The 23,965-nt window shown below is 60.0% G+C and carries 21 protein-coding genes; 5 read left to right on the plus strand and 16 right to left on the minus strand.

Annotation, left to right across the window (positions count from 1 at the left end):
* Window positions 1-100 precede the first annotated feature (100 nt).
* The 5 genes from infB to P4G45_RS03015 all read left to right on the plus strand — a co-directional run bounded on the left by infB (window position 101) and on the right by P4G45_RS03015 (window position 5,821).
* Entirely contained in the window at window positions 101-3,262 is a 3,162-nt protein-coding gene (gene infB, locus P4G45_RS02995) for a translation initiation factor IF-2 (RefSeq protein ID WP_348268201.1), read from the plus strand.
* Between the two features lie 118 nt (window positions 3,263-3,380).
* On the plus strand, window positions 3,381-3,923 hold the full coding sequence (locus tag P4G45_RS03000) for a hypothetical protein (RefSeq protein ID WP_348268202.1): 543 nt from the start codon (window positions 3,381-3,383) through the stop codon (window positions 3,921-3,923).
* Window positions 3,924-3,928: 5 nt separating this feature from the next.
* Complete coding sequence (locus tag P4G45_RS03005) at window positions 3,929-4,210, plus strand: acylphosphatase (RefSeq protein WP_348268203.1); 282 nt, start codon at window positions 3,929-3,931, stop codon at window positions 4,208-4,210.
* A gap of 6 nt (window positions 4,211-4,216) precedes the next feature.
* On the plus strand, window positions 4,217-4,750 hold the full coding sequence (locus P4G45_RS03010; RefSeq protein WP_348269204.1) for an adenine phosphoribosyltransferase: 534 nt from the start codon (window positions 4,217-4,219) through the stop codon (window positions 4,748-4,750).
* 24 nt (window positions 4,751-4,774) lie between these two features.
* Window positions 4,775-5,821 (plus strand): NAD(P)-dependent alcohol dehydrogenase, encoded by a 1,047-nt coding sequence (locus tag P4G45_RS03015; RefSeq protein WP_348268204.1) that lies wholly within the window; start codon window positions 4,775-4,777, stop codon window positions 5,819-5,821.
* A gap of 100 nt (window positions 5,822-5,921) precedes the next feature.
* On the opposite strand, the gene efp is transcribed toward P4G45_RS03015, so the two are convergent.
* From efp to polA, 16 genes are all read right to left on the minus strand, one after another.
* Entirely contained in the window at window positions 5,922-6,479 is a 558-nt protein-coding gene (gene efp / locus P4G45_RS03020; protein WP_348268205.1) for an elongation factor P, read from the minus strand.
* A 111-nt stretch (window positions 6,480-6,590) separates the two neighbouring features.
* Window positions 6,591-7,529 (minus strand): nuclease, encoded by a 939-nt coding sequence (locus P4G45_RS03025; protein WP_348268206.1) that lies wholly within the window; start codon window positions 7,527-7,529, stop codon window positions 6,591-6,593.
* 10 nt (window positions 7,530-7,539) lie between these two features.
* Window positions 7,540-8,115, minus strand: a complete 576-nt coding sequence (locus P4G45_RS03030; protein ID WP_348269205.1) for an aminodeoxychorismate/anthranilate synthase component II — start codon at window positions 8,113-8,115, stop codon at window positions 7,540-7,542.
* Between the two features lie 147 nt (window positions 8,116-8,262).
* Complete coding sequence (locus tag P4G45_RS03035) at window positions 8,263-9,468, minus strand: ATP-binding protein (RefSeq protein ID WP_348268207.1); 1,206 nt, start codon at window positions 9,466-9,468, stop codon at window positions 8,263-8,265.
* 63 nt (window positions 9,469-9,531) lie between these two features.
* Entirely contained in the window at window positions 9,532-11,016 is a 1,485-nt protein-coding gene (locus P4G45_RS03040; protein ID WP_348268208.1) for an ATPase domain-containing protein, read from the minus strand.
* On the minus strand, window positions 11,013-11,447 hold the full coding sequence (locus P4G45_RS03045; protein WP_348268209.1) for a hypothetical protein: 435 nt from the start codon (window positions 11,445-11,447) through the stop codon (window positions 11,013-11,015). Before P4G45_RS03045 ends, P4G45_RS03040 begins: the two co-directional genes overlap by 4 nt.
* 60 nt (window positions 11,448-11,507) lie before the next feature.
* Window positions 11,508-12,869 carry a phosphoglucosamine mutase gene (gene glmM / locus P4G45_RS03050; protein WP_348268210.1) on the minus strand — a complete coding sequence of 454 codons (1,362 nt, stop codon included), beginning with the start codon at window positions 12,867-12,869 and terminating at the stop codon, window positions 11,508-11,510.
* A 16-nt stretch (window positions 12,870-12,885) separates the two neighbouring features.
* On the minus strand, window positions 12,886-14,478 hold the full coding sequence (gene xseA, locus P4G45_RS03055; protein ID WP_348268211.1) for an exodeoxyribonuclease VII large subunit: 1,593 nt from the start codon (window positions 14,476-14,478) through the stop codon (window positions 12,886-12,888).
* A gap of 37 nt (window positions 14,479-14,515) precedes the next feature.
* Entirely contained in the window at window positions 14,516-14,740 is a 225-nt protein-coding gene (locus P4G45_RS03060) for a DUF2905 family protein (protein WP_348268212.1), read from the minus strand.
* Between the two features lie 8 nt (window positions 14,741-14,748).
* The gene (locus tag P4G45_RS03065; RefSeq protein WP_348268213.1) at window positions 14,749-15,123 is read right to left on the minus strand and encodes a response regulator; all 375 of its coding nucleotides are present in this window, start codon (window positions 15,121-15,123) and stop codon (window positions 14,749-14,751) included.
* A gap of 151 nt (window positions 15,124-15,274) precedes the next feature.
* On the minus strand, window positions 15,275-16,009 hold the full coding sequence (locus P4G45_RS03070) for a tetratricopeptide repeat protein (protein ID WP_348268214.1): 735 nt from the start codon (window positions 16,007-16,009) through the stop codon (window positions 15,275-15,277).
* 627 nt (window positions 16,010-16,636) lie between these two features.
* Window positions 16,637-18,235 carry a carboxylesterase family protein gene (locus tag P4G45_RS03075; protein ID WP_348268215.1) on the minus strand — a complete coding sequence of 533 codons (1,599 nt, stop codon included), beginning with the start codon at window positions 18,233-18,235 and terminating at the stop codon, window positions 16,637-16,639.
* Between the two features lie 64 nt (window positions 18,236-18,299).
* Window positions 18,300-19,667 carry an FAD-binding protein gene (locus P4G45_RS03080; protein ID WP_348268216.1) on the minus strand — a complete coding sequence of 456 codons (1,368 nt, stop codon included), beginning with the start codon at window positions 19,665-19,667 and terminating at the stop codon, window positions 18,300-18,302.
* 115 nt (window positions 19,668-19,782) lie between these two features.
* The gene (locus tag P4G45_RS03085; protein WP_348268217.1) at window positions 19,783-20,172 is read right to left on the minus strand and encodes a hypothetical protein; all 390 of its coding nucleotides are present in this window, start codon (window positions 20,170-20,172) and stop codon (window positions 19,783-19,785) included.
* Between the two features lie 40 nt (window positions 20,173-20,212).
* The gene (locus tag P4G45_RS03090; protein WP_348268218.1) at window positions 20,213-20,956 is read right to left on the minus strand and encodes a hypothetical protein; all 744 of its coding nucleotides are present in this window, start codon (window positions 20,954-20,956) and stop codon (window positions 20,213-20,215) included.
* An 85-nt stretch (window positions 20,957-21,041) separates the two neighbouring features.
* Complete coding sequence (polA, locus tag P4G45_RS03095) at window positions 21,042-23,912, minus strand: DNA polymerase I (RefSeq protein WP_348268219.1); 2,871 nt, start codon at window positions 23,910-23,912, stop codon at window positions 21,042-21,044.
* Between the last annotated feature and the right edge of the window lie 53 nt (window positions 23,913-23,965).

Below are 23,965 nucleotides of genomic sequence, written 5' to 3' on the forward strand. Positions count from 1 at the left end.
GCCTGACAGGCATTTCGGCGATAATACATATAATCAAAGATTCCTACCTCAATGAGGCTGATATGAACAGCTAAGGGCGCAGGGAAGCGAAAAGGGACGGATGAGCAAAGTTCGAATTAACGATCTGGCGCGAGAACTGGAAGTAAAGAGCAGGCCGATTCTCGATGCGCTTGAAGCGATCGGCATTACCGGAAAGACGCACTCCAGCTCCATCGAGGCTGATCAGGCCGAGAGGGTGCGCAGTTATTTCAATGGTGGAAGCCGCACCGCTAGCGCAGGCAGGCAGGCTGTCGAGGCTAAACCAAAGTTTGATCTCTCCAAGGTCTCAAAGCCCGGAGACGCGCTCAAGGCGATTCTCGAGCGCAAGCAAGCTGAGGCCGCCGCCAAGGCCGCGCCGCCGCGTCCCACAGCGGTCGTTGCTGCGCCTCCTCCTGTCTCCGCCCATACCGCACCTGTAGCATCGCGAGTCGTAGCAGCCCCTGCCGTTCCCGTTCCGACGGTGACTGCCTCGGCTTCCGCTCCGGCTGCGGCGCCGGCACCACGGCGTATTGTTCCTCTGCCTCGTCAGGCAGCAAACATTATTACTCCTGCCCCGCCTCCGGTTCCGGCGATTGCAAGCAAACCACCTGTAGGCCCAGTGATCGCTCGACCGCCTGCGGCTGCTCCTGTGTCCGCTCATGCTCCGGCCGTCGTGACTCCGCCTGTCGTCGTTGCACCTCCCGTTGCCGTCAAGCCCGCAGCCGCAGCACCTGTGCCCGCAGCTGCTCCACCGGCATCTACCCCGCAGCCCGCGACCCCCGTAGCCGCTGCTCCTGCGAGCGCACCAGCACCCGAAGCCGCTGAAGCGGTCGTTGAGCCCGCAACGGCACCCGCTCCGGTGGTACCAGCAGGCCCTCCGGCCCGTCGCGTCATCATGCCGCAGACCGGCCCGCGTCCCATCTACACTGCACCGCCGGTCGCTCCTGGAGCTCCGGCCCGCAGCCGTCCGATCTTCGAGCGGCCCCGCCCCCAGTCCCCCGGCGCGCCCGGTTCACGTCCCACCTCCATGGCTCCCGGCGCACGCCGCCCCATGCACCCCACGCGCACCTATCCGGGCGGCCCCAGCGGTCCCGGCGGAGCCCCCGGTCGTCCGGGCTTCGCTCCCGGAGCACCACGTCCCGGCTTTGGAGCTCGCCCTGGTTTTGGCGCGCGTCCCGGCGCACCTGGTGCAGCTCCCGGCGCAATGCCGGGCCCAGGAGAGAAGCCAGGGATGCGTCCTGCGGCGCGTCCGGCGTCTCGCCGCGGCAACCAGCGTTACGAGAAGAGCAAAGAAGGCCCGATGAAGGGCTTCCAGCCGCCATCGCGTTTTGGCGGAGCGCCCGTCTCACGTGAGCCGCTGCCGATCACTCGCACCATCACCGTCACCGAGGGCATCAGTGTCAAGGACCTCGCCGAGAAGCTCGACGTACGCGGCAAGGACCTGATCGCAAGCCTCCTGATGAAGGGCGTTTTTGTCACCGTCAACCAGTCGCTCGAAGGCGAACTGGTCAAGGACGTCGCCCGTCAGTTCGGCGCGGACGCCCAGGTCATCTCGGTTGAAGAGCAGTTGGAGAACGAGGCCATTGAAGGCTTCCTCGAAGACACCACCGGCATGGTCGAAATTGCCCGGTCGCCGGTCGTAACGGTGATGGGCCACGTCGACCACGGTAAGACCTCGCTGCTCGATGCCATCCGTTCCACCGACGTGGCCTCGGGCGAAGCTGGCGGCATCACCCAGCACATTGGAGCCTACAAGGTCCACGTCACCAAGCCAGATTCTCCCGCCTTCGGCCGCGAGATCGTCTTCCTCGACACTCCAGGTCACGAAGCCTTCACGCGAATGCGTGCTCGCGGAGCGAAGATCACCGACATCGTTGTCGTCGTTGTTGCGGCAGACGATGGCGTCATGCCCCAGACCCTCGAAGCCATTGATCACGCGCGCGCCGCCAAGGTGCCGATCATCGTCGCCGTCAACAAGATCGACAAGCCCGACGCAAACCCCGCCAAGGTCATCCAGCAGCTTGCTGCTCGCGGCCTTCAGCCTTCCAACCAGGGTGGCGACACGGAGTTCGTCGAAGTCTCGGCGAAGAAGCGCATCGGCCTCGATCTCCTCGAGGAGATGATCTGCCTCGTAGCCGATATCAGCGCACCCAAGGCTGTTCTGGACCGTCCTGCGGTCGGGACTGTCATCGAAGCCAAGCTCGATCGTGGCCGCGGTGCGGTCGCATCGATCCTCGTCCAGAACGGAACTTTGCGTCTTGGCGATAGCTATATCGTCGGTAACACCTTCGGCAAGATTCGTGCCATGTTCGACGACCGTGGCCGTTCGATCACCGAAGCCGGGCCATCCACCCCGGTCGAGATCCTTGGTCTCGAAAGTATGCCCGACGCTGGTGACACCTTCCTGGTCATGGCCGACCGGGACAAGGCCAAGGGCATCGCCCAGTACCGCAAGATGAAGGAGCGCGAGGCGCAACTCGCCAAGAGCTCCCGCGTCTCGCTCGAAGGCCTCGCCGAACAGATCAAGCAGGCAGGCATGAAGGATCTGAACCTGATCCTCAAGGGCGACGTGCAGGGTTCGGTCGAAGTGCTGGCCGACTCGCTGCAACGCATGTCCACCGAAAAGGTTCGCGTGCGTGTCCTGCACTCAGGCGTCGGCGCTATCACCGAGTCGGACGTGCTGCTCGCATCCGCATCGAACGCCGTTGTCATCGGCTTCAACGTACGTCCCGACCGCAAGTCTGCCGAGATTGCGGAGCGCGAGAACGTTGAGATTCGCCTGCACTCGATCATCTACGAGCTTCAGGATCAGATCACGAAGGCGATGTACGGTCTGCTCGAGCCGGTCTACAAGGAGAACTACGCTGGCCGCGCCGAAGTGTTGCAGGTCTTCAAGATCACGAAGGTCGGCCAGATTGCCGGCTGCCGCGTGACTGACGGCCTCATCAGGCGCGACGCTCAGGTTCGCGTGTTGCGAGACGGCAACGAAGTCTGGAAAGGCAAGATCTCCAGTCTCAAGCGCGTCAAAGAGGATGTCTCCGAAGTCCGTCAGGGCGTCGAGTGCGGTATCGATCTCGCCGGCTTCAAGGACATCAAGGCAGGCGACATCATCGAGTCCTTCACAACCGAAACGCTGGCCGCCGAACTCGGCCAGAACTCAGCCGTCGCACGAAAGGCCGAGAAGGCTGAAAAGGAAAGGGTCGCAGCAGAAGCAGCTGCGACCGCGCATGAAGCCAACGCCTGAAGCGATCCTAAGTAAGCCTCATCGTTACAAGGGCGGGACCTTCTGGTCTCGCCCTTTCTTTGCAGTCTAGTCCGCGTTTCTCCGCGAAGATCTTCGGTAGACAGTTCTGAATCGATTGATGCGGTGTAAATCGGCGTCAGGCCGTCCAACGCTCACCTTGCCCATCCGCCGCCACTGCACTAATCTGGAACAAGCCATGTATGAAGACTTTAAAGTAACCGACCGCTGGACCGGAGAAGAACTCCGCTGCCTGTGGAAAGGCACCGTCGTCGCCATCGCCACGCGGCACGCCGACGCCACAGATATCCGCTTTTCCGTCAACGGCAAACCCGTCTGGATCGCCATGCCGAATCTCGCCTGGATCGAACAGAAGCGCCGCAATGGACACGTCATCACCGACTATCTTGCCGCCCAGACCGCTGGCCGTTATCTGCAGCACGCCATCCTCTCCGGCTATGACAATGGCCGCGAGATGTACACCATGACGGTTGAAGAGGTCCTTACCCATGCCGACGCTGTCGTCCGCGAGGCTGGCCGTACCGACAACCTGCCCAGCCTGCCGGTCATCAACGAAGACATCCAGCCTGAACTCGAACTCGGACGTCTCCCCGGTGACAATCAAGGCCCCGTCCAGATTCCACCCGACCACATGGTCCTCTAAAAGCGATGGTCTGTCACTACCTCGTCAAAGGCCGCGTGCAGGGCGTCGGCTTCCGCTGGTTCGTTCAACGGGAAGCTTCCGAACTCGGCCTGAAAGGCTGGGTCCGCAATACCGAGGAAGGCCATGTGGAGATCGTCGCAGCCGGTGTCCCCGAGGATTTAGCAGAGTTGAAAGTCGAGCTGCGCAAGGGTTCACGCGGCAGCCGAGTTGATGCAGTCATTGAACATGAACTTGCCGAGAGCGAAGGCGAAAATCTCGGAGAGTTCAATATTGAAGGAGCCTGGTAGAAAATGATGTCCCACAACTGCGAACCCTTGAAGGAACTCGTACGCACCGTTCCTGATTTCCCCAAGCCGGGAATCCTCTTCTACGACATCACGACGCTGCTCAGGGACAAGGCAGGCTTCGCCCAACTCATTGACGCCTTCGCCGCCTACTACATCGGCAAAGAGGTTGACCTCGTTCTAGGTATCGAGGCCCGCGGCTTCATCTTCGGCCCAGCGTTGGCATACCGCCTCAACGCAGGCTTTGTCCCTGTACGCAAGCCCAACAAGCTGCCCGCCAAGGCAGCCCGCGTTACCTACGACCTCGAATATGGCACAGACTCACTCGAAATCCACCTCGATGCCATCCAGCCCGGCCAACGAGTCGTCATCGTAGACGACCTGCTCGCCACCGGCGGAACGATGCAAGCCACGGTGCAACTGGTTCGCCAACTGGGTGGAGAGATCGCCGGTCTCGGCTTCGCGGTCGAACTCGACTTCCTCAAGGGGCGGGACAAGTTTCAGGAATACGACGTTCTCAGCCTCCTTCACTACGACGAATAGCACGCACCAGCTCAGGAGCTTTCAATGAAGTCTCACGGATATGCCGCACACGATAAGAAGTCGCCACTGGTTCCGTTCAACTTTGATCGCAGAGAACCCGGTCCCAATGATGTCGTCGTCGAGATCGCCTATTGCGGCATCTGCCACTCGGACATCCATCAGGTCAGGGACGAATGGGGCCAATCCATCTATCCGATGGTTCCCGGCCACGAAATCGTTGGCCATGTCACTGCAGTAGGCTCGTCGGTGACGAAGTTCAAGAAGGGCGATCTGGCTGGCGTTGGCGTCATGGTCGACTCCTGCCGCATCTGCGAGAACTGTAAAGCTGAAGCTCAGCCCTACTGCGTCAAGGGAATGGTGGGAACCTATAACGCCCGCGACTATAAGGGCGAACTCACCTTTGGCGGCTACTCGAACAACATCGTCGTCGATGAGAAGTACACCTTCACCATCTCGCCCAAGCTGAATCTCGCCGCCGTAGCGCCTCTGCTCTGTGCTGGCATCACCACCTACTCGCCGCTGCGCCACTGGAACGTCGGCAAGGGGAAGAAGGTCGGTGTGGTTGGGCTTGGCGGCCTGGGTCACATGGGATTGAAGTTTGCCCACTCCTTCGGCGCTCATGTCGTCCAGTTCACGACGTCAGAGAGCAAGATCGAGGACGCGAAGAAGCTGGGAGCGGATGAGGTAGTCATCACCAAAGACCCCAGTGCGCTGGCCAAACACGCGGGTAGCTTCGACTTCATTCTGGACTGCGTTTCTGCGCAGCACAATTTGAACGACTATCTCAACCTGCTGCGGCTCGATGGTACGCTCTGCTCGGTCGGCTTGCCAGAACAGCCATTGTCCATCGCTCCGTTTGCGATTCTCGCAAACCGCCGCTCGTTGTCGGGATCGATGATCGGCGGCATGGCCGAGACGCAGGAGATGCTGGACTATTGCGCCGAGCACAACATCGTCTCGGACATCGAACTGACGTCCATCGACAAACTGGCTGAGGCTTACGAGCGTGTTCTGAAGGGTGACGTCAAGTATCGCTTCGTCATCGATATGGCAACACTGCCCGTGAAGTAATCGCAGCAGTGCTGCACTGTTGACAAAAGAGTCGTAGGTTCCATCCTTTGAACAAAAGATGGAGCCTACGACTCTCTTTAATACTTGAACTGAAAATGCTCTAGGCGCGGCTCATGTATGCGCCTTCGGCAGTGTCTACGCGGATCTTTTCACCCTCGTTGATGAACGGGGGAACCTGTACTACCAGCCCCGTTTCCAGCTTGGCAGGTTTGGTGACGGAAGACGCCGTTGCCGACTTGATGCCCGGCTCGGTCTCCACCACGGTCATCTCGACCACCAGCGGAAGCTCGATGCCGACCGCTTTGCCATCATGGTAGCTCACGCCAATCGTCAAATTGGGCATGAGGTAGTCGACCGCGTCGCCCAAGGTCTCACGCTTCAGCATGGTCTGCTCGAACTTATCGTCCATGAAGTAATAGTCATCGCCATCGTTGTAAAGGTACTCCATCTTGACTTCGTCTACGAAGACGCGGTCGATGGGATCAGGCGAGCGGAAGCGCTCGGTGAACATCGCTCCGGTGCGGACGTTGCGCAGCTTGGCCTGGATGAAGGCGCGGAGGTTACCCGGCGTGCGATGTTCGACGGAGAAGACCATATGAAGGTCGTCTTTGTACTTGATAACCATGCCCGGTCGCATCTGCGTGGCGGGAATCGACATAAGGAAAACCCCTGATTTCTTTGCTGTATTTGGAAGTGGCATTGTCGGCAGCGAAGCGCCGCCGACACTGCCACAACCTTTTAATTGTAGCGCAGCGAACTCTTGACCGCCTCAACCGCGGCCAAAGAGCCGCTTAAAGAAGTGCCCGATCCAGTGTCCTACGTCCGACGGGTGTCGCGGCTCTGCGGTTCGCGGTTGAACAACCGGTGGCGGCGCTGGCGCGGGAACCGCTGCAGTGGAGTTACCCGGTGTGCTGGCGCTCGAAGTGTTGTCAGTAGCTTCGCCATTCGCGTCGTAGGTCAGCGTCGTCGCAACCTGGGCGTGAACCACTCCGGGCGGGGCCTGCGGAGCCGATGGTACGGGCGCGAGGCCGTTGCTGATGGCGGCGGGAAAGGGATGCTCCGCCTCTGCCGACTGCTTCGGGCTACCTGCTGCCAGGGCGGCGTCTGCCAACGAGATTCCCGGAGCGGTAGGAGCCGGCGGACAGCCGCAGGGTGAGCTTTCGTTGTCGACGACTTCCTTCAGGCTGCCGTGCTCGAACAGGACGTGCTGCCCGGGCCGGAGATCGTAGCTCGATTCGCCGAACTGGTCTGCGCCGGTAAGGATGGGTGCGTTCGCCCCGCGATTTTCTACGCAAGTGTCGCCGTTGCTGGTGACGCGAAGCCTGAGGTCGAGCGGGCCGTTACTGGCGATGCCGAAGCGCAGATCGGGAGTCATGATGACGTCGCTGGTCGTTGCGGCCATCTGGACTTCAATCGCTCCACGATCGAGAGACAGCATCAGCGGCGCAGGGCCTGTTGCGCTCTTTCCAGAGGTGATGTGCAGGCCGCTGGTGGCGCATACGTGGATTGAACCGCCGCGATTGAGGGTGACATCCGCGGTCCGGTCTTTTGCCGTGACGGTGGTGTTGGCGACCAGAACGGCACGGCCATTATTGACGGTAAGATCGCCCGCAACCATGGCATCCTGCACTGCTACGTTTCCGATAGGCTGCTGCGCCTGTGCTACTCCGCATAACACCGCGAACAGAAAGACCAACTGGCGCTTCATCTTCACCACTCTACATGTTCAGAAAGTTCTGGATCATCTGCTTGCCGTGCACAGTCAGGACGCTCTCGGGGTGGAACTGCACACCTTCGATGGGCAACTCGCGATGGCGCAGCGCCATAATGGTCTCGCCATCGACGGTACGCGCCGAGACTTCCAGCTCTTCGGGGAAGCCATCTTCAGCAACGATCAGAGAGTGGTAGCGGGTGCAGGTCATCGCGGAGGGAATGCCTTTGAAGATGGTCCTGCCGTCGTGCTCGACTTCGCTGGTCTTGCCGTGCATCAGCTTGGGCGCGCGCACGACGTTGCCGCCGAACGCGGCTCCAATGGCCTGATGTCCGAGACAGACGCCGAGGATGGGGATACTGCGGCCTGCGGTCGCAAAGTGCCGGATCAGCTCGATGCTGATGCCTGCATCCTGCGGAGTGCAGGGGCCGGGCGAGATGAGGATGCGGTCGGGGCGCAGGGCTTCCACCTCGGCTGGCGTGAGCTCGTCGTTGCGCCGGATGATCATGTCAGCGCCGAGTTCGCCCATGTACTGGACGAGGTTGTAGGTGAACGAGTCGTAGTTGTCGAGGACGAAGACCATGGAATTCATTTGATTTTACGCTCGAAAGGTAGACCGCCGGCCGCCCTGTGGTTAGCTTTGCATAAGCCAATTGTTTGCAATGAGATAGGGGAGGGTGTCGTTCTATTTCCCGTTTGGATGAAGAAAATCTTCGCGCTGACGCGGGTTTTAGAGTGGATCAACGGGAAGAATAACGCTGAAGACGGTGCCGGTTCGTGCTCCGCCGCGATTAGAGCGGGCACGGATTGAGCCGCCGTGTTTCTCGATGATCTGTTTGCTGACCCACAGACCCAGGCCATTTCCGATTGCGCCCTTGGTGGTGAAGAAGGCCTCAAAGATATTCGGAAGCGTGTCCGCGTCGATGCCTCCTCCGTTGTCGGCGATGGTGACTCTTACCCAATGACCGGGGTGACCCGAACGCGATGAACGAGAGCAACGCAGCTTGACGGTTCCTCTGTCGGGGATGGCGTCAAGGCTGTTCAGCAGGAGGTTCGCAAAGACCTGCCGCAACTCTCCGGCGACTGCCGTTATCTGGAGTTGTTCATCGCATCGTCTCTGTATCACGGCGTGGCTGGATTTGGCCCTGGCCCTTAGTAGATCTAATACGGAATCCAGGAGCGGCGCGATGAAGAATGTAGACGGTTGGGTCGATTCGCGGTAGAAGCCGAGCGTTTGACGAGTGATATGGGCAATGCGCTTGAGTTCATCCTCCGCGAGTTCCAGATATTGACGGGCCGGCTCCGGGAGCCCTTTGGTGGTTAGCGCCAGGTAGACCGTATTCATCACGGCATCGAGAGGATTGTTGATCTCATGCGCTATCACAGCGGCCATGCGTCCCACCGAGGCGAGTTTTTCGGTGCGAATCAGAGCGGCTTGCGCCTGAGTGGTTATCAGCATCTGTTCTTGCAGTTGCATGTTCAGGACGACCGCGGCTTCTGTCAGCTCATGCTGGCGCACCGAACTGACCAGGAGTGCCTGGTTCATGGCGACTGCGTCGCGGTGATTGGGCGTCGATTCCGACACTCGAATAAAGATTCCAATTCGACCGCCCTTTGTTCCTAGAATCGGCGACATCGTATAAGACCAAAAGAGGGGATGCTCGATGGAGCCGTCGTGGCCGATGTGCACTTCCGGTATTCCACTGCGATAGACGCGTGCCAGCATTGGCAGACAATCGTCTTCGGTCGATAAAACCGACGAAAAAGCACAGCCAATTAAATTGGCTTTATCTTTACCGGTAAGCAGGCAGAAGGCGGGATTGACATAGCGGATGAGGTGGCCGGATCCATCGACTGCTGCAATGGGAGTAGGCGAGGCTTCAGATACGGCATGACAGAGATGATGGAGATTGCCGTTCAGGAGAACGCTTTTCAACTGCGTCTCAAATCAATTACCTGCCCCATTTACTCTCCTACTGTAGTTGATACGTGATGCTTCTTAGGACTTAGAGCGACGGGTGAGCTCCGGAATTCCGGTGATGAGGCGGTCATAGCCGGTGAGCCGCTCGCCGATGACGACACCTTCGGCGTTGATTTCGTACTCGCGAATGTCATTGCTGTGAGGCCCGCGACGCTTCTTGAGGACCATGATGATCTTGCGCATCTGGCCTTCGATTTCCACGTAACGAAGCCGAATGATGTCGTCGGTGAGAAACGAGATCGAGTAGCTGCTGAAGAGCAGCTCCGTGAAGGACTCCTCCATCTCCAGTGTGCTGAGAATGGTTACGCCAAGTCCGGTGAGCGAGAAGATCATGCGGTAGAGGGATTCGCGGAAGTCGGCGCGGAATCCAGGGGCGAGGGCCATCTCAAAGCCCGCGAGCGAATCGAGAACCAGCCGCTTGGCTCCGATCTCCTGAATCGCATCCAGGATGGCCTGCATGGCTTCGTCCACGGAAAGGTCGAGGGGACGCAGGTAGATGACTTTGAGCTTCCCATCGCGTAGCGGGGTATCGAGATCGATACCGAAGGTGCCTGCGCGCACTGCGTATTCTTCAGGGCGCTCTTCAAAGATGGCCACGATCCCAGGCTCACCCTCGCGTATGCCCGCCGCTATGAACTGGGTGGCGAGAAGCGACTTTCCGGTTCCGGAAGAACCGGCTATCAATAGGCTGTCGCCTTCGGGGATGCCTCCTCCCATCATCTCGTCCAATGCCGGAACGCCTATGGAAAGAAGCTTTGACGAAGCAGCTTTTTTCTTGCGTATGCTGAGCCCGAGGGTGCGCGAGAACGCCTGCACGCCGGCGTCGGTGATGCGGATGGTATGCAGACCGGGAACCGATCCCTGGCCGCGCAACTTCATGATCTGAAGCTTACGCACAACGGAGTTTCGTTCCGGGACCTGAGAGAGCCAGAAGAGGCCGTCGGCGACGGTGAAGACGGGATTGTCCCGCATCTCCGACTCGTGATATTCGCCGATGAGGAAAGTGGTCGCCTCCCAACCCGCGAGCAGTATGCCTAGACGCTGGACGAAGGCCTGAACTCCCATCTCCATTTCTGTTTCGCCGTGAGGCACACAACGGAGAACGGTGCGAAAAGAATCCACCACCACGATACTGGGGCTGGCAGCTTCGACCTCTTTGGTAATCTCTTCGAGTATTCCCTCCAAGCCATGATCGAGTAGAACCTGGCTAAGGTTGATGAAGCGAATGGCGCCGTTCAGCTTCGCCATATCGAAGAAGGTATATTGCTGCTGATAGCGCAGCATCTTGAGGGCGGGTTCACCAAGAACGGTGAAGTAGAGCGCTGGGTGCTCTGGCGTGGCATTGGCGAAGATGAATTGATGCGCCAATGTGGTTTTGCCGCAACCGGGCGCACCGGCAATGATGTTGAAGGACAGCTCGGGCAGGCCACCGCCGAGGATCTCATCGAGGCCCGGGACCCCGGTCGGCAGTTGCTTGATCTTCACCTTATCGTCTTGGGTCATGTCGTTTCCCCCCGGGAATCTATCTCGATGGCAGGCAGGTCCGGCCAGGCATCTTGCAGCAGGCGAAGAGTCAGTGCTTCGCCGATGAAGTTGGAAAGCAGGCCGAGCAATTCGGCGATAAGGATAGCGCCGGACTGTACGGCTTCGCCATTGGACAGGGATAAGTCGCCGCCCATGTTCCACTCCAAAGTTCCGTCGGGCTTCACTTGGATCGCGGCCAGAGCGGGAACCTGCGCCCTGGCTAAACTGAGAGAGCGGGTCAGCAGCGCGCGAAAGCCGGTAGATCCCGCAAGCATACTGATGGGACGGCGCAGTTTCTCAGAGACGCAGACCACTGCGGCCAGGTGGATGTCGGAAGGTTCGCCCGTAGAAGTTTCACGAGCAAGAAGCTGGTAGGCGATGGCCAGCATCCTGAGATTGGTTCGATTCATTGATCGCCGTCACGTAAGTCTTTCACCTGCAGTGGCTGAAAGCAAACGGTAAATGGGGAGTCAGACGCCGAGTTCGGTGCGAATGGCCTCGGCGATGGTGTTGGCGTGGTGGCGCATGAGGGGTTCCGATTCGGCTTCGATCATAACGCGGCAGAGAGTTTCGGTGCCGCTGTAACGGATGACGACGCGCCCTGAGTCGGCGAGCTCGTCTTCGGCGGCGCGAATGGCGTCGGCTACGGTGGGGATACTTTCAAGGGGCTTCTTTTCGCGGACCTTGACGTTAACGATGACCTGGGGGAAGACCTTGAGGTCGGAGACGAGTTCGCCGAGGGTTTTACCGCTGCGGTGGACGGTGTCGAGCACGAGCAGCGCGGTGAGCAGGCCATCGCCGGTGGTGCTACGGCCGTTGAAGATGATGTGGCCGGACTGTTCGCCGCCCAGTGCGGCGCCGGTGGAGAGCATCTGCTCGAGGACATACTTGTCGCCTACAGCAGCACGGAGCATCTGTATGCCGCTGCGCTTGAGCGCGGCTTCCAGGCCCATGTTGGACATCGTCGTGGCCACGACGGTGTCATTGGTGAGCATGCCGCGGAGTTGCAGGTCGCGGGCGGCGAGGAGAAGGACAGCGTCGCCATTGACGACTTTGCCAGTTTCGTCAGCAAAGAGTGCGCGGTCGGCGTCACCGTCGAAGGTGATGCCCATGGAGGCCTTCTGAGTGACGACTTCGGCGGCAACCACGTCCGGGTGGAGAGCTCCGCAGAACTCATTGATGTTGAATCCGTCGGGGCTGGAATGCGTGATGACGACTTCGCCGCCGCCTTTGGAGTTGAGTTCGGCGAAGAGCTGCGGGGCGACCGAGGAAGCAGCTCCGTTGGCGCAGTCGACGACGATGCGCTTGCCGTCGAGTGAGAGGCCGGGAACGGAGCTGAGCAGGAAGCGGATGTATTCGGCGCGGTCGGCATCGTTGACGGGAGGGGCTTGCGGGGTTTGTTCGGCGGGGACGGCGGAGGTTTCGAGGTGGCGGAAGATCTCATCCTCGATCGCGAGTTCGGTGGCGTCGGGGAGTTTGAAGCCGTCGGGGCCGAAGAGCTTGATGCCATTGTCCTGCCAGGGATTGTGCGAAGCGGAGATGACGATGCCAGCAGCGAAGCCATGCGTGTGCGTGAGGAAGGCAATTGCCGGAGTGGTGATGACGCCCGCGCTCTCGACGCTGGCTCCTCCGGACGTGAGGCCAGCGGTGAGGATGGCAGCGATAGAGTCGCTGGATTCGCGAGTGTCCATTCCGAGAATGACGCGCGGAGAGGGCGACGTCGCCTTCAACGTGTGCGCGAGGGCGAGGCCAATGGCGTGGACGGTGCGGCCGTCGAGGGGTGGTTGTCCGGCTACGCCACGGATGCCGTCGGTTCCAAAAAGCTTCTTCATGTGGTGCTTTTCTCCGTTAATCTTCTATTGTCTTATTGTCCGATACTTTTGCAGTTAGTGTGCCTTGGGCGAGCCGGGCGCGAATGGTTTGTCCCGGTGCGGCATCTTCGGCGGATCGTAATAGGATGCTTTTTTCGGCCCCCTCGTAGAGATAAACGAGCGCATAGCCTCGGGAGAGCACGGCCAGCGGCGATAGAGCTTCAAGCTGGGCGGTGGCACGGCTGAGACGGGTTTGATTTACAGTGAGTGCCCGGGTTGAGGTCCGTAACAGGCGCTCTGTGGTGGTTTGCAGGCGGCGCTGGGTGGCGGCGATGCGGATGGAGATGTTCTGGCGGCGGAGGCGTTCGGTGAGAGCGGCTACGCGCTGCGCGGGGATGCGCAGGGTTCGAGTGGTGGCCGCGTTGAGGCGCAGGCTTAGCTCGTCGATGCGCTGATCGCGGCGACTGACGGCGTCGCGGAGCCGGTTGAGGACGGATTCGGAGGAGAGGCGGGCGTAACGCTGGCGGGCGTGCATCAGGTGGAACCGACCGGCGCGGTGGACGCGGGTGGCGAGGGCCTGAATGCGCTCTTCGATGCGGTGCTGGGCGGCAGTGACGAGCTCAGCCGCGGCTGAAGGAGTAGGAGCGCGGAGGTCGGCTACGAAGTCGGCTATGGTGAAGTCGGTCTCGTGGCCGATCGCGGAGACGATGGGGATCTCGGACGCAGCGATGGCCTGGGCGAGGGACTCATCGTTGAAGCCGGAGAGGTCTTCGATGGAGCCGCCGCCGCGTGCGAGGATGATGACGTCTACGAGCGATGGGTTGTTGTTGAAGTAACGGATTCCAGCCGCTACGGACGTGCAGCAGCTTGCTCCCTGCATCGTGGCCGGATAGACGAGCAGATTGAGGCGGGCGTGACGTCGACGGACGACGTTGACGATGTCGCGGATGACGGCGCCCGTAGGTGACGTGATGACGCCGACGCACCTTGGGAATGCCGGGAGTGAGCGCTTACGGGCGGCGTCGAACAGGCCTTCGGCGAGCAGGCGGGCTTTAAGCTGCTCGAAGGCTAGCTGGAGGGCTCCGGCTCCGCGAGGTTCCAGTGTTTCGGCGATGAGCTGGAGCTGGCCTCGGCTCTCGTAGATGGAGATGCGGCCACGGACGAGGACGGCAAGGCCGTCAGCGGGGCGGAAGCGGAGAAGAGTGGACTGGCGGCGGAAGAGAACCACGGGGAGTTGGGCGTCGCCGTCTTTCAGCGTGAAGTAGACGTGCCCCGAGGGAGCGGCGCGGTAGTTGGAGATTTCGCCCTCGACCCAGAGGTCAGGGTAGCCGCCTTCGACCTGTTGGCGGATGTCGATGACTAGATCGCGGACGGTCCAGATGCGGCGTTGGGTGGGAAGACTGGGGGCTTCGCTGGGTTGGTGGGCTGGGGCAGCGGCCAGGTTGCCTTCTTTGGAAGTTATGCCGCTTTTGCCGATGACCTCAAAGGCCGGACGCGGAACATCCGGTTTCGTTGGTTCGGGGGCGAAGAAGAGGTCAGTCTGGATGGGTGCAGGCTTTGCGGCGCGTGGCTTTCCGCGGCCTGCCCGCAGGCTTGCTAGGGTTGGCGGCTTTTCTTCTTTCTCGCCCATATCGCCGAGTCTAGCATCGCTGGCAAATGAATTGGAGCTAGCGGCGCAGGTGGTTTACGACCCAGAGGAGCAGGCTTACAAGGACGCTGAGCAGAAGGCAGGTGACGATAGGAAACGAGACCGACCAGCCTCGGCCGCGCCAATTGAAGTCGCCGGGGAGACGGCCCAGCGGGATGTTGAGGCGATTGAGCCCGAGCACCACCAACCCCGCCACGACGAGCAGCAGGCCGAGAAAGATCAGGATGCGGCCAAGGTCAGACATCGGTTGAACTAGCTCGCGGTGGCCAGCATGGAGGCGGCTTCACGGAGCAGATCCGTTGGCGGGCAGGGTTTAGTGAGGATGCCTACGGGACGGTCTAGTTTGCTGGATTGCTCGCGCACGTCCTTGATGTTGGAGTAGAAGCCAGTCAGGACGATGATGCGGCAGGAGGGAAGTTCGCGGGTGATGTCACAGACCAGGGCGAGGCCATCTCTTCCGGGCATTGTGACATCACATAAAAGGAGATCGGGACTGAAGGAGCGTGCAGACTCGAGGGCTTCATCTGCCGAGTAGGCAGTTTTGGCTTCGAAGCCGTTCTTCAAAAAGATGAGCGCAAGTGTGTTGGCGACCAAATGATCATCGTCAACGATGAGAATTCGTTGCATGGGGAGCTCCCTCTAAATCGCTGCTGGATGCGAACGAGTGCCTACACATTAGGCCGAAAAGGCGTGCTTGTCCATTAATATCCTGATATTTTTTGCACAGAAAAGCGGAGACCGAAAGGTCTCCGCTGGGTTAAGCGAGTGCAGAAGAGAGTTAGCGTTGAAGCGCGGCGGCCGCGGCTGAGGGGTTCAGCTTCTGCGCAGCGAGCAATCCGACGGCGCTCTTTCCATCTTTATCCTTGAGCTTGGCGTAGATCTTTTTCGCGTCCTCGGTCTTGCCTTGCGACTCGTACATCTCGGCCAATTGGAGCTGTGCGAGGCCAGCGGGAACGGACGTGGTGGGCTTTGCGGTCAGCTCGTTGTAGAGGTCGACTGCCTTGGCGTCCTCTCCGGTCTGGCGATAGAGATTCGCGAGGGAGAGCTTGGCGAGCGAGGCCAGTTCACTGTTCCAGCCGCTGGCGACCTGCTTCAGCGTGTTTTCGGCCGCAGAGTTGTTGCCGGCTTCGATATAGGTGAGGCCGCCAAAGTAGCGGGCCGTCTTTCCGTCGGGCTCCATGCTGTACTTATCGGCGGCTGCCATGAAAAGTTGATTGGCTGCCTTGGCGCGCTCGGCGACGGTGGGGTAGGTCTTGACGCCGGCAGGGACGGCCTGGCCGGGTTCGGCGAGCGGTGTCTGGTACTCCTGCATGGCCGCGCCGAAGGCGACTGAAGCCGCATCGCAGCGGTTGTTATAGATGACAAATCCCCCGACCAGAATGATGATGAGCGCGAACAGGATGGAGCTGGCGATGATGACGGTCTTGCGGTTTTCGCTGGCCCACTCGAGGCTCTGGTGCGTGGTGTCGATGAACTGGTCGTGCTTGAGAGCTTGCTTGGTCTGCTGATCCACTGGGTTGAGTCTTCCTTTTTGGCTCGCGGCTGTCTTCGCCTTGAGAGAACTGGTTGCGTGAATGGTCGACGCAGAACTTTAAGTCTATCAGTGCGGGAAAGCAGTTGCGAGGATCTGCAATCCTTTTTGCGTTATTCCGGCTAAAGCTGCAGGGGCCAGGCCTGATCCTGTCTGATCAGCTGTGGTCGATTTAGAGGTACCCCCCCGGGGGTACTTAGTCTTCAAAGTATTCATTTCAAAGGGGATAATTTTAAAGTCTTGTTTCTAAAGGAGTTAGATTAAATCACCGCGAGGAACTCTTTTGCTTTCTCTATTTTACCAAGTGGAGCGGAACTCTTTTGCAACGTCTATCGCTTTTGTTTTGTGTGAGTTGGTATGCTCTGGGGCTTGACACGCATTATGCTGAGCTTTTTGATATTGAGGGATGTAAGAGATTGACCACAAGCGACTTAATGGCTTAGCTTCCATTGGCGCATGATTCTACTCGTAAGAGGGCATAACCCCAGGGGGCTGAAGCCCCGCTTTTGGGACGACTTTGAGAGACCCAAGGCTGAAGCCTTGGGCTACCGAGAAGCCAATGCTTTGGGGGCGCCAAAGCATTGGCTTGGGGTCACCTAAAGCCGTCATTTAGGGCTTGGGTTTGCCCCAGACTTCATCGAGAAAGAGGTAGCGGGGACGCAAGGTGTCGGGTTGAGGAGCGGGATTGGCGTCGAGGTGCATGACCTGATATTGGTCGGCCGGGGTGCTGGTGGGCCAGTTGGGTAGATCGGGGCCGTTGGGGTTGCCGGTGCGGGCGAAGTTGGTCCAGTACTGGCCGATCTGGTCGGAGAGTTTGCGGTCTTCGGGACGCCAGACGGCGCCGGGACGGGAGTCGAGAGTGCCGAAGACGTATTCGATGTCGTCGGAGTGGAAGGCTCCCATGGCTGCCGTGTGGTTCTTGTCGCCGGGATTGCCGAGGGTGAAGAAGTAACGGTAGACGGGCGCGTTGCCGGTCTGGATCTGGGCCTCGATCCAGCGCCAGGTGGAGAAGGCGATGAAGCGGTCGCTGGCGAAGTCTCCGGCGGAGGCCAGCGCTTCGGCGTCGGTGGTTGCGGGATAGACGGCGAGGAAGTCCTTCGCTCGGTCGCCAAACTCTTTGTCGGCCTGGGCAGTGAAGGTTTCGGCGGTGACGGGCGGTTTGGCGAAGAGGACAGAGGAGCGGACTTCGTCGGCGTTCCAACCGGCGAGAAGGGGAACGTGCGCCTGCTTGCCGGCGGCATAGATGTTGGGAACAGAATCAGGCAGGAAGTAGCCGTCGATATCTGGGCCGAAACGCGGCGGTGGTGGTGTGGTTTTAGCCATGGCGGCTTTGACGAGATCGTCGGGGGAGAGCTTGCGGAGATCGGCCAGCTTCGAGGTGCCGAAGGCGGTCTGGGAGAACTCGACGTTGCGCTGCTCAAGGACTTCGCGGGGCTGGTAGCCGAGGCCGCCGCTGTAGAAGGCACCGCCGCTCTCGCCGATGGCCTTGGAGATGAGGTCTTTGGTCTGCGGGGAGGCCATGAGAGTGCTGACCGCGAACGAACCGGCGGACTCGCCGAAGATGGTGACGTTGGAGGGGTCGCCTCCGAAGGCGGCGATGTTGCGCTTGACCCACTCGAGGGCGGCGGCCTGGTCCATGAGGCCGTAGTTGCCAGAGGCGTGGTTGGGCGACTCGGCGGTGAGTTCGGGATGGACGAAGAAGCCGAAGATGCCGAGGCGGTAGTTCATCGACACGATGACAACGTTACGGTGGGCGAGGAACTGGCCATCCTGACGATTCTCAGACGTGCCGCCGGTGACGAAGCCGCCGCCATAGATCCAGACCATGACGGGGAGATGGCTGTCAGGTTTGGCGTTGGCGGGGGTCCAGACGTTGAGGGTGAGGCAGTCCTCACTGGGGCCGGGGTCGTGGAAGACCATGTCGGGATAGCTGCCGGACTGGACGCAGTGCGAGCCGAAGTTGGCGGCGGAGCGCACGCCCTTCCATTTGGCCGCGGGCATCGGCGGCTTCCAGCGGAGATCGCCGACGGGAGGAGCGGCGAAGGGGATGCCCTTGAAGGCGATGACCTGTTTGTCGGTGGTGAAGGTGCCTTCGACCTTGCCTTTATCGGTTTTTACCTGAAGCGGATTTGCGGCCATGGCGGGAAGAGAAAAGAGGAGGAACGTGGCAAGGGACGCGACAGTACGGTTCAGGTGCAGCGAGGGCATCGGTTTTTCTCCGCTGCCCAACTTATCACAGAAACGATTTAGCTTCGCTCAATGATGCGTGCGCTCAGGCTCCGAAGAGGTTGGTGTTGAGAAAGTCGTTGCGGAATTTTCCGTTGGGATCGTAGTGCTTGAGCATGGCCTGATAGTCGGGCAGCTTTTCATAGAGATGCTGGATATGCGAGGGCTGCATGGTGAACATCTTGGCCCAGTGCGGACGGGCGTCGAAGGGAGCGAGCTTGGCTTCGATGAGCGGAAGGACTTTCTTGACCGATGGCCAGTCCGGCTTCCATGTGAAGTGGATGGTCATGGAATCGCGGTTGTGGCAGGTGCTCATCCATATGTTGTCGGAGGCGATGGTGCGGAACTCGGTGACGAAGAGATGCGGCGTGATGTGGTCGCGAAGCTCTTCGACGGCGCGGATGGCGGCGTAGCCTTTGTGCCGGGGGACGAAGTATTCGGACTGTAACTCATTCCCGCTGCTGGGGGTGAAGTTCATGCGGAAGTGCGGCATGCGCTCGTACCACGGGCCGGGGATGCCTTGCTGCTCGGTGCAGTTGACGGCGGAGGCTCCGGTGATGGGGTGGAGTTTTTGCTTGGCCAGCGTTGCGCCGTAGAACTCGGCGGGCATGTCGGCCTTGCCACCGGGAGCGAGGCGGCTCTTGATCCAGACCTGGGTGGCGCGATTTTTTTGCCAGTCGGTGAAAAGGCTGACGCTGTAGCCGCTGCCGAAGATGGCTTCGAGGTTGTGTTCGAGCTGGTCGAAGGAGAGATTTTCGTAGACGACCTGCGCCATCTGGAAAGTAGGTATGACGTCGAGCGTGGTAGCGGTGACTACGCCGAGGCCGCCGAGGGCGACGGCCGCACCGAGGATTTGGTCGCCATCTTTTTCGCGGGAGATGTGGACGATGTTGCCGTCGGCGGTGACGATTTCCATGGCGGCGACGGAGGTGGAGAGGTTGCCGTTCTTGTTGCCGGAGCCGTGGGTCGCGGTCGCGCAGGCTCCGGCGACGGAGACGTGGGGGAGCGAGGCGAGGTTGTGCACAGCGAAGCCTTGCGCGTCGATATACGGAGCGAGCTGGCCATAGGTGACGCCGCCGCCGACTGTGACGGTGCGGGCCTTGGCGTCGACCGACATATTCTGAAGCGCCTTGACGGAGATCTGGTTGAAGTTGCTGTCGGCGATGGTGTTGAAGGAGTGGCGTGCGCCGAGGGCTCTGAGCTTGGTACAGCTCTTTACGGCCTGCTGCGTCTCTTCGACGGTCGTTGGCTGGAGCAGGTGATCGGTATGGTACTGGAGATTGCCAGACCAGTTGGTGCGGTGGGCGGCGGCAGGGGCCTCTGAATGCGCGGTCTGTTCTGCAGGAGCGATGCGGGAGAGCATGGTTCCGGTGATGATAGCGCCTGTGCTCTTGAGGAATTCTCTCTTGTTCATGTACCTATCCCAATGCGTCGTGAAATTTAGGTTGCCGATTTCTTTGTCGTTTGCGACGAGTTCGCCAGTGTAAACGATCACGTATAAGTCAGACCATGCGGAGATGAGGAGACTTCTACAAAAGCGAAGCTAGAAATGGAGCTGCCACTTTAACTCCGACGCCGATGATGCCTGCGATCTTCGATACCGTCCCAACAATTTCAGACACGGAGCTGGCAGCGGTGTTGGCCTTCTGCAAGTTTGCGTTGAGATGTTCCAGTCCCTGAGTGAGTCCGGGTTTGGGGTCAGGTTGTTTGGCAGCTTCCTGCATGCTGGGCAGCACTTGCTGCGTGATCGCCTGTTTGGCCTCTTCGGGGATTGGAGCTTGCTGTATCTGCTGATGGAGCGAGTCCAGCAGGCTGAGAATCTGGTCGCGGTCAACCTGGTTCATGGTGACGTTCTGAGTGTTGTTGTCGCCGACCTGAACATTGGTTCCGGATACGGTACCCATTTGGATATTCGACATATACAAACCTCCTCGCTTCGTTCTCGTGTGCGCGGCCCTGTTAGGTGTGGACGATGTTGTGGTCCCCGATCTGAACATTCGTTCCTTTTACGTCTCCGAAAGAGAGGGAACCCCCAGCTTCAACGTGTATCTCGAATATCTGTGATTGGCCGACGGTGGTGGGTAGGCTCATGATGGGAGTCACTACGGAACTATCGGCGTTTACCAGCTGCATTTCTACATGGTTCAGATTGTTCTTGTCGATCAGGGTGCGGACTTCTCCGGGGACGGCGGAGGTTCCATTCAATTGAAGATTGGCCACGAACTGAAGCGTCGAGCCGGCGAACTCTACCCAGCGGTAGAGGCTGATGCCGACGACGCATTGCACGGCAGAGGTGGGGCCTTGCAGCAGCATGGCGCTCATGCGTATGGGATGTCCGTCCATCGAGAGAGCATCGAACTCCCGCACCAGCGTCATGACGCCGTTGAGAGTCGTCTGCCGCAGCGGAGTGATGCGCAGCACGCTCTGCAGGCCGAGGCTCCGCGCGTTGTAGGCGGCGACCATAGGATTGTCGAAGTTGTAATAATGCTGCACCAGGCCCGGCAGATAGGGCGGCATCACCGGGAGGATCCATATAAGCGCCGGACTGTTGGGCGGCGGTGTCGACCCGGGCGGCCATGCGAATACACCTCCGCTCATAGGATCAGGCGGCGTGGACGTAAAACCAGGGGGCATCTGGACGGAGTAGCCGTACCCGTTCAGCGTATTCGAGAAGTTGTTCCAGTTGCCCAAGCTTTGCCTCACGGTGTCTGATAGGCAAGCATCTTACTCCGGCTTGCGCGGGGACACCCGTGAAATTTTGCCGGGGCCTATATTTTTGTCAACGGCCTTACTTGATATCGCGCCAGTTCTGGCCTATGCCAACCTCGGCGGTGATGGGCACGGTGAATTCGGCTACGTGTTCCATCTCATGTTTGACTAGCTTTTGTAGCTCTTCGGCCTCTTCGGGGACTACGTCGAAGAGTAGTTCGTCGTGGACCTGGAGGGTCATCTGCGATTTGAGCTTGCGGTCGCGTAGAGCCTCGTCGATGCGGAGCATGGCTAGTTTGATGAGGTCGGCTGCGGTGCCCTGCAGCGGTGTGTTGACTGCGGTGCGCTCGGCGAAGCCTCGCATGTTCGGGTTGCGGGACTGGATGTCGGGGATGGGGCGGACGCGTCCGAAGTGAGTGCGGACGGCCTGGTCGCGGCGGACGGTTTCGAGGGTCTCGTCGATGAAGCGACGGACTCCGGCGTAGCGCTCGAAGTAGGTTTCGATGTATTGCTTCGCGGTCTTCTGGTCGATGCCGAGTTGGGCGCTGAGGCCGAAGGGGCTGATGCCGTAGACGATGCCGAAGTTGACCGCCTTGGCGCGATTGCGGGTCTCTTTGTCCATCTTCTCCGGCGCGATGCCGAAGACTTCGCTGGCGGTGAGGGTGTGGATGTCCTTGCCGGTGCGGTAGGCGTCGAGTAGAAGAGGGTCCTGCGAGAAATGTGCCATGAGGCGGAGTTCGATCTGTGAGTAGTCCGCCGACATGAGGACGTTGCCGGGAGCGGCGATGAAGGCGGCTCGAATCTCGCGACCTACTGCGGTGCGGATGGGGATGTTTTGCAGATTGGGGTTAGTGGACGAGAGGCGGCCGGTCGCGGTGCCTACCTGATTGAAGGTGGTGTGAATGCGGCCATTGGCATCGGCGAGATTGGGGAGCTGGTCGAGGTAGGTGTTTTTCAGCTTGGCCAGTTGACGGTATTCGAGGACGAGCGCTGGCGTGGTGTGGTGTTCGGCCAGCTCTTCTAATACGTCCTGGGCGGTGGAGACTACTTTGCCCTTACCGTACTTCATCGGCTTGGGGAGAAGCATCTTGTTGAAGAGTACGTCGCCTAGCTGCTTGGGGGAGTTGATGTTGAAGCGGTATGCGGAGTCGCTGCCCATTGCGGTACCGGCTTCGGCGTAGATGCGTTCGGCGAGGTTGTCGATCTCGATAGCAAGCCGGTTGGACATGTCGTTGAGGACGGTGGGGTCGATTCGGACTCCAGCTTGTTCCATGCGCAGGAGCACGGGGACGAGAGGGAGGTCAATGGTGTCGTAGACATTTGTAACCTTCGAGGTTTCAATCTCGGCGCGGAGGATGGGGGCGAGCCGCTGGACTGCGTTGGCGGCTTCAGCCAGCAGGTTTTCGGAGACGACACCTTTGGTGACCTGCGCGAGTGCTCGGTTGGTAAAGCGGGCGGTGACATCGGCCAGCGTATGCGATCCGTGGGTCGGGTTGACGAGATAGCTGAGGAGCATGACGTCGTTGCGGATACCGGCGAGCGTGATGCCATGCGGCTGTAAGGCGCGATGGATGGCTTTGAGGTCGTGGACGTCTTTGGGGAGAGCGGGGTCGAGGAGGGCTTCCTTAATGCCGGGAGCGTCGAGGGAGACTTCGATGGCGGTGTGCGAATTGACGGCGAGGCCCAATTTGCAGGCGGGGTCGGATGATGTGGCGCTGGCGGAAGCAGGGCCTAGGGCGCCCGGTTTTGTGGCTGCTTCGGCGGTGCCGAAGAGTGTGAGATTTTCTGCGGGGGGTGGTTCGGGTTCGTTCGATTCTTCGCTGGGTTCGGCGGCGGTCTCTTCGGCGATGGCGCGGGCGTCTTCGAAGATGGCGATGGCCAGACCGTGAGGTTTTCCCGTGGCCTGGTCGATGGTGCGGGCTTCGGTGAGGAGTGCAGCGATCTCTTCTGACGTGGGTTTGGTGTTGAAGGCGATGGGCGTGTTGTCGGTGGCGGGAGCCAGATCTTTGAGGAGGGTCGTGAACTCGAGTTCGGAGAAGAGTTCGCGGCAGGCGGCGTTGTCCGGCGGCTGGGTGAGCATGTCTTCGATGCTGTAGTCGATGGGGACGCCGGTGTGGATGGTGACGAGCTCTTTGGAGAGGAGAATATTTTCGCGATTATTTTGTAACGATTCGCGATACGTTTTGCGCTTGACCTCGTCGGCTCGATCGAGCGCGGCTTCGACGGTGCCGAACTGCTGGATGAGTTCGACGGACCCTTTGTCGCCGATGCCGGGTGCTCCGGGGATGTTGTCGATGGCGTCGCCGCGAAGGGCCATAACGTCGACGACGCGCTCGGGAGGGACGCCGAGGGCGGCTTCGACTCCGGCAGGGTCGAGGATGAGGTTGTCCTTCGTCGGGTTGAGGATGGAGACGCCGTCGTTGACGAGCTGCATCATGTCCTTGTCGGAGGACACGACGAAGACCTTGTGGCCTAGCGCGGAGAGCTTGCAGGAGAGGGTGCCGATGACGTCGTCGGCTTCGAAGCCCTCGTAGCTGAGGATGGGGATGCGGAAGGCTTCGAGGGCGCGGCGGATGAAGGGAAGCTGCTGGGCGAGGTCCTGCGGCATCTCGGTGCGGTTGGCCTTGTAGCCCGCGTAGTCGATGACTTCGAACTCCTGCGTTTTGATGTTGAATTTCTTGACGCCCTTCATCTCTTTGGCGCGCTCGTCGCGGAAGACGGGGCCGGAGAGATCGTAGACGGCGGCGAGATAGTGCGGCTGGAAGTCTTTGCGCAGCTTGTTGATCATGTTGACGAAGACATACGTCGCCGCGGTTGGGATGCCGGTGCGCGTGGACATCGGACGCTGGCGCTGCATGGCGTGGTAGGCGCGGAAGATAAAGGCCATGCTGTCGAGCAGGTAGATGGGGGGCTTTTCGGCGGTGGTCTTCTCTGTTTTCGCTTCGGACATGGTGGTTTGATGGTAGCGCGTTGGTCAGAATAAATGCATCGACCGCGGATTGC

Origin of the sequence: Edaphobacter paludis (assembly GCF_039993895.1) — a bacterium.
In the GTDB taxonomy this organism is placed as follows: domain Bacteria; phylum Acidobacteriota; class Terriglobia; order Terriglobales; family Acidobacteriaceae; genus Edaphobacter; species Edaphobacter paludis.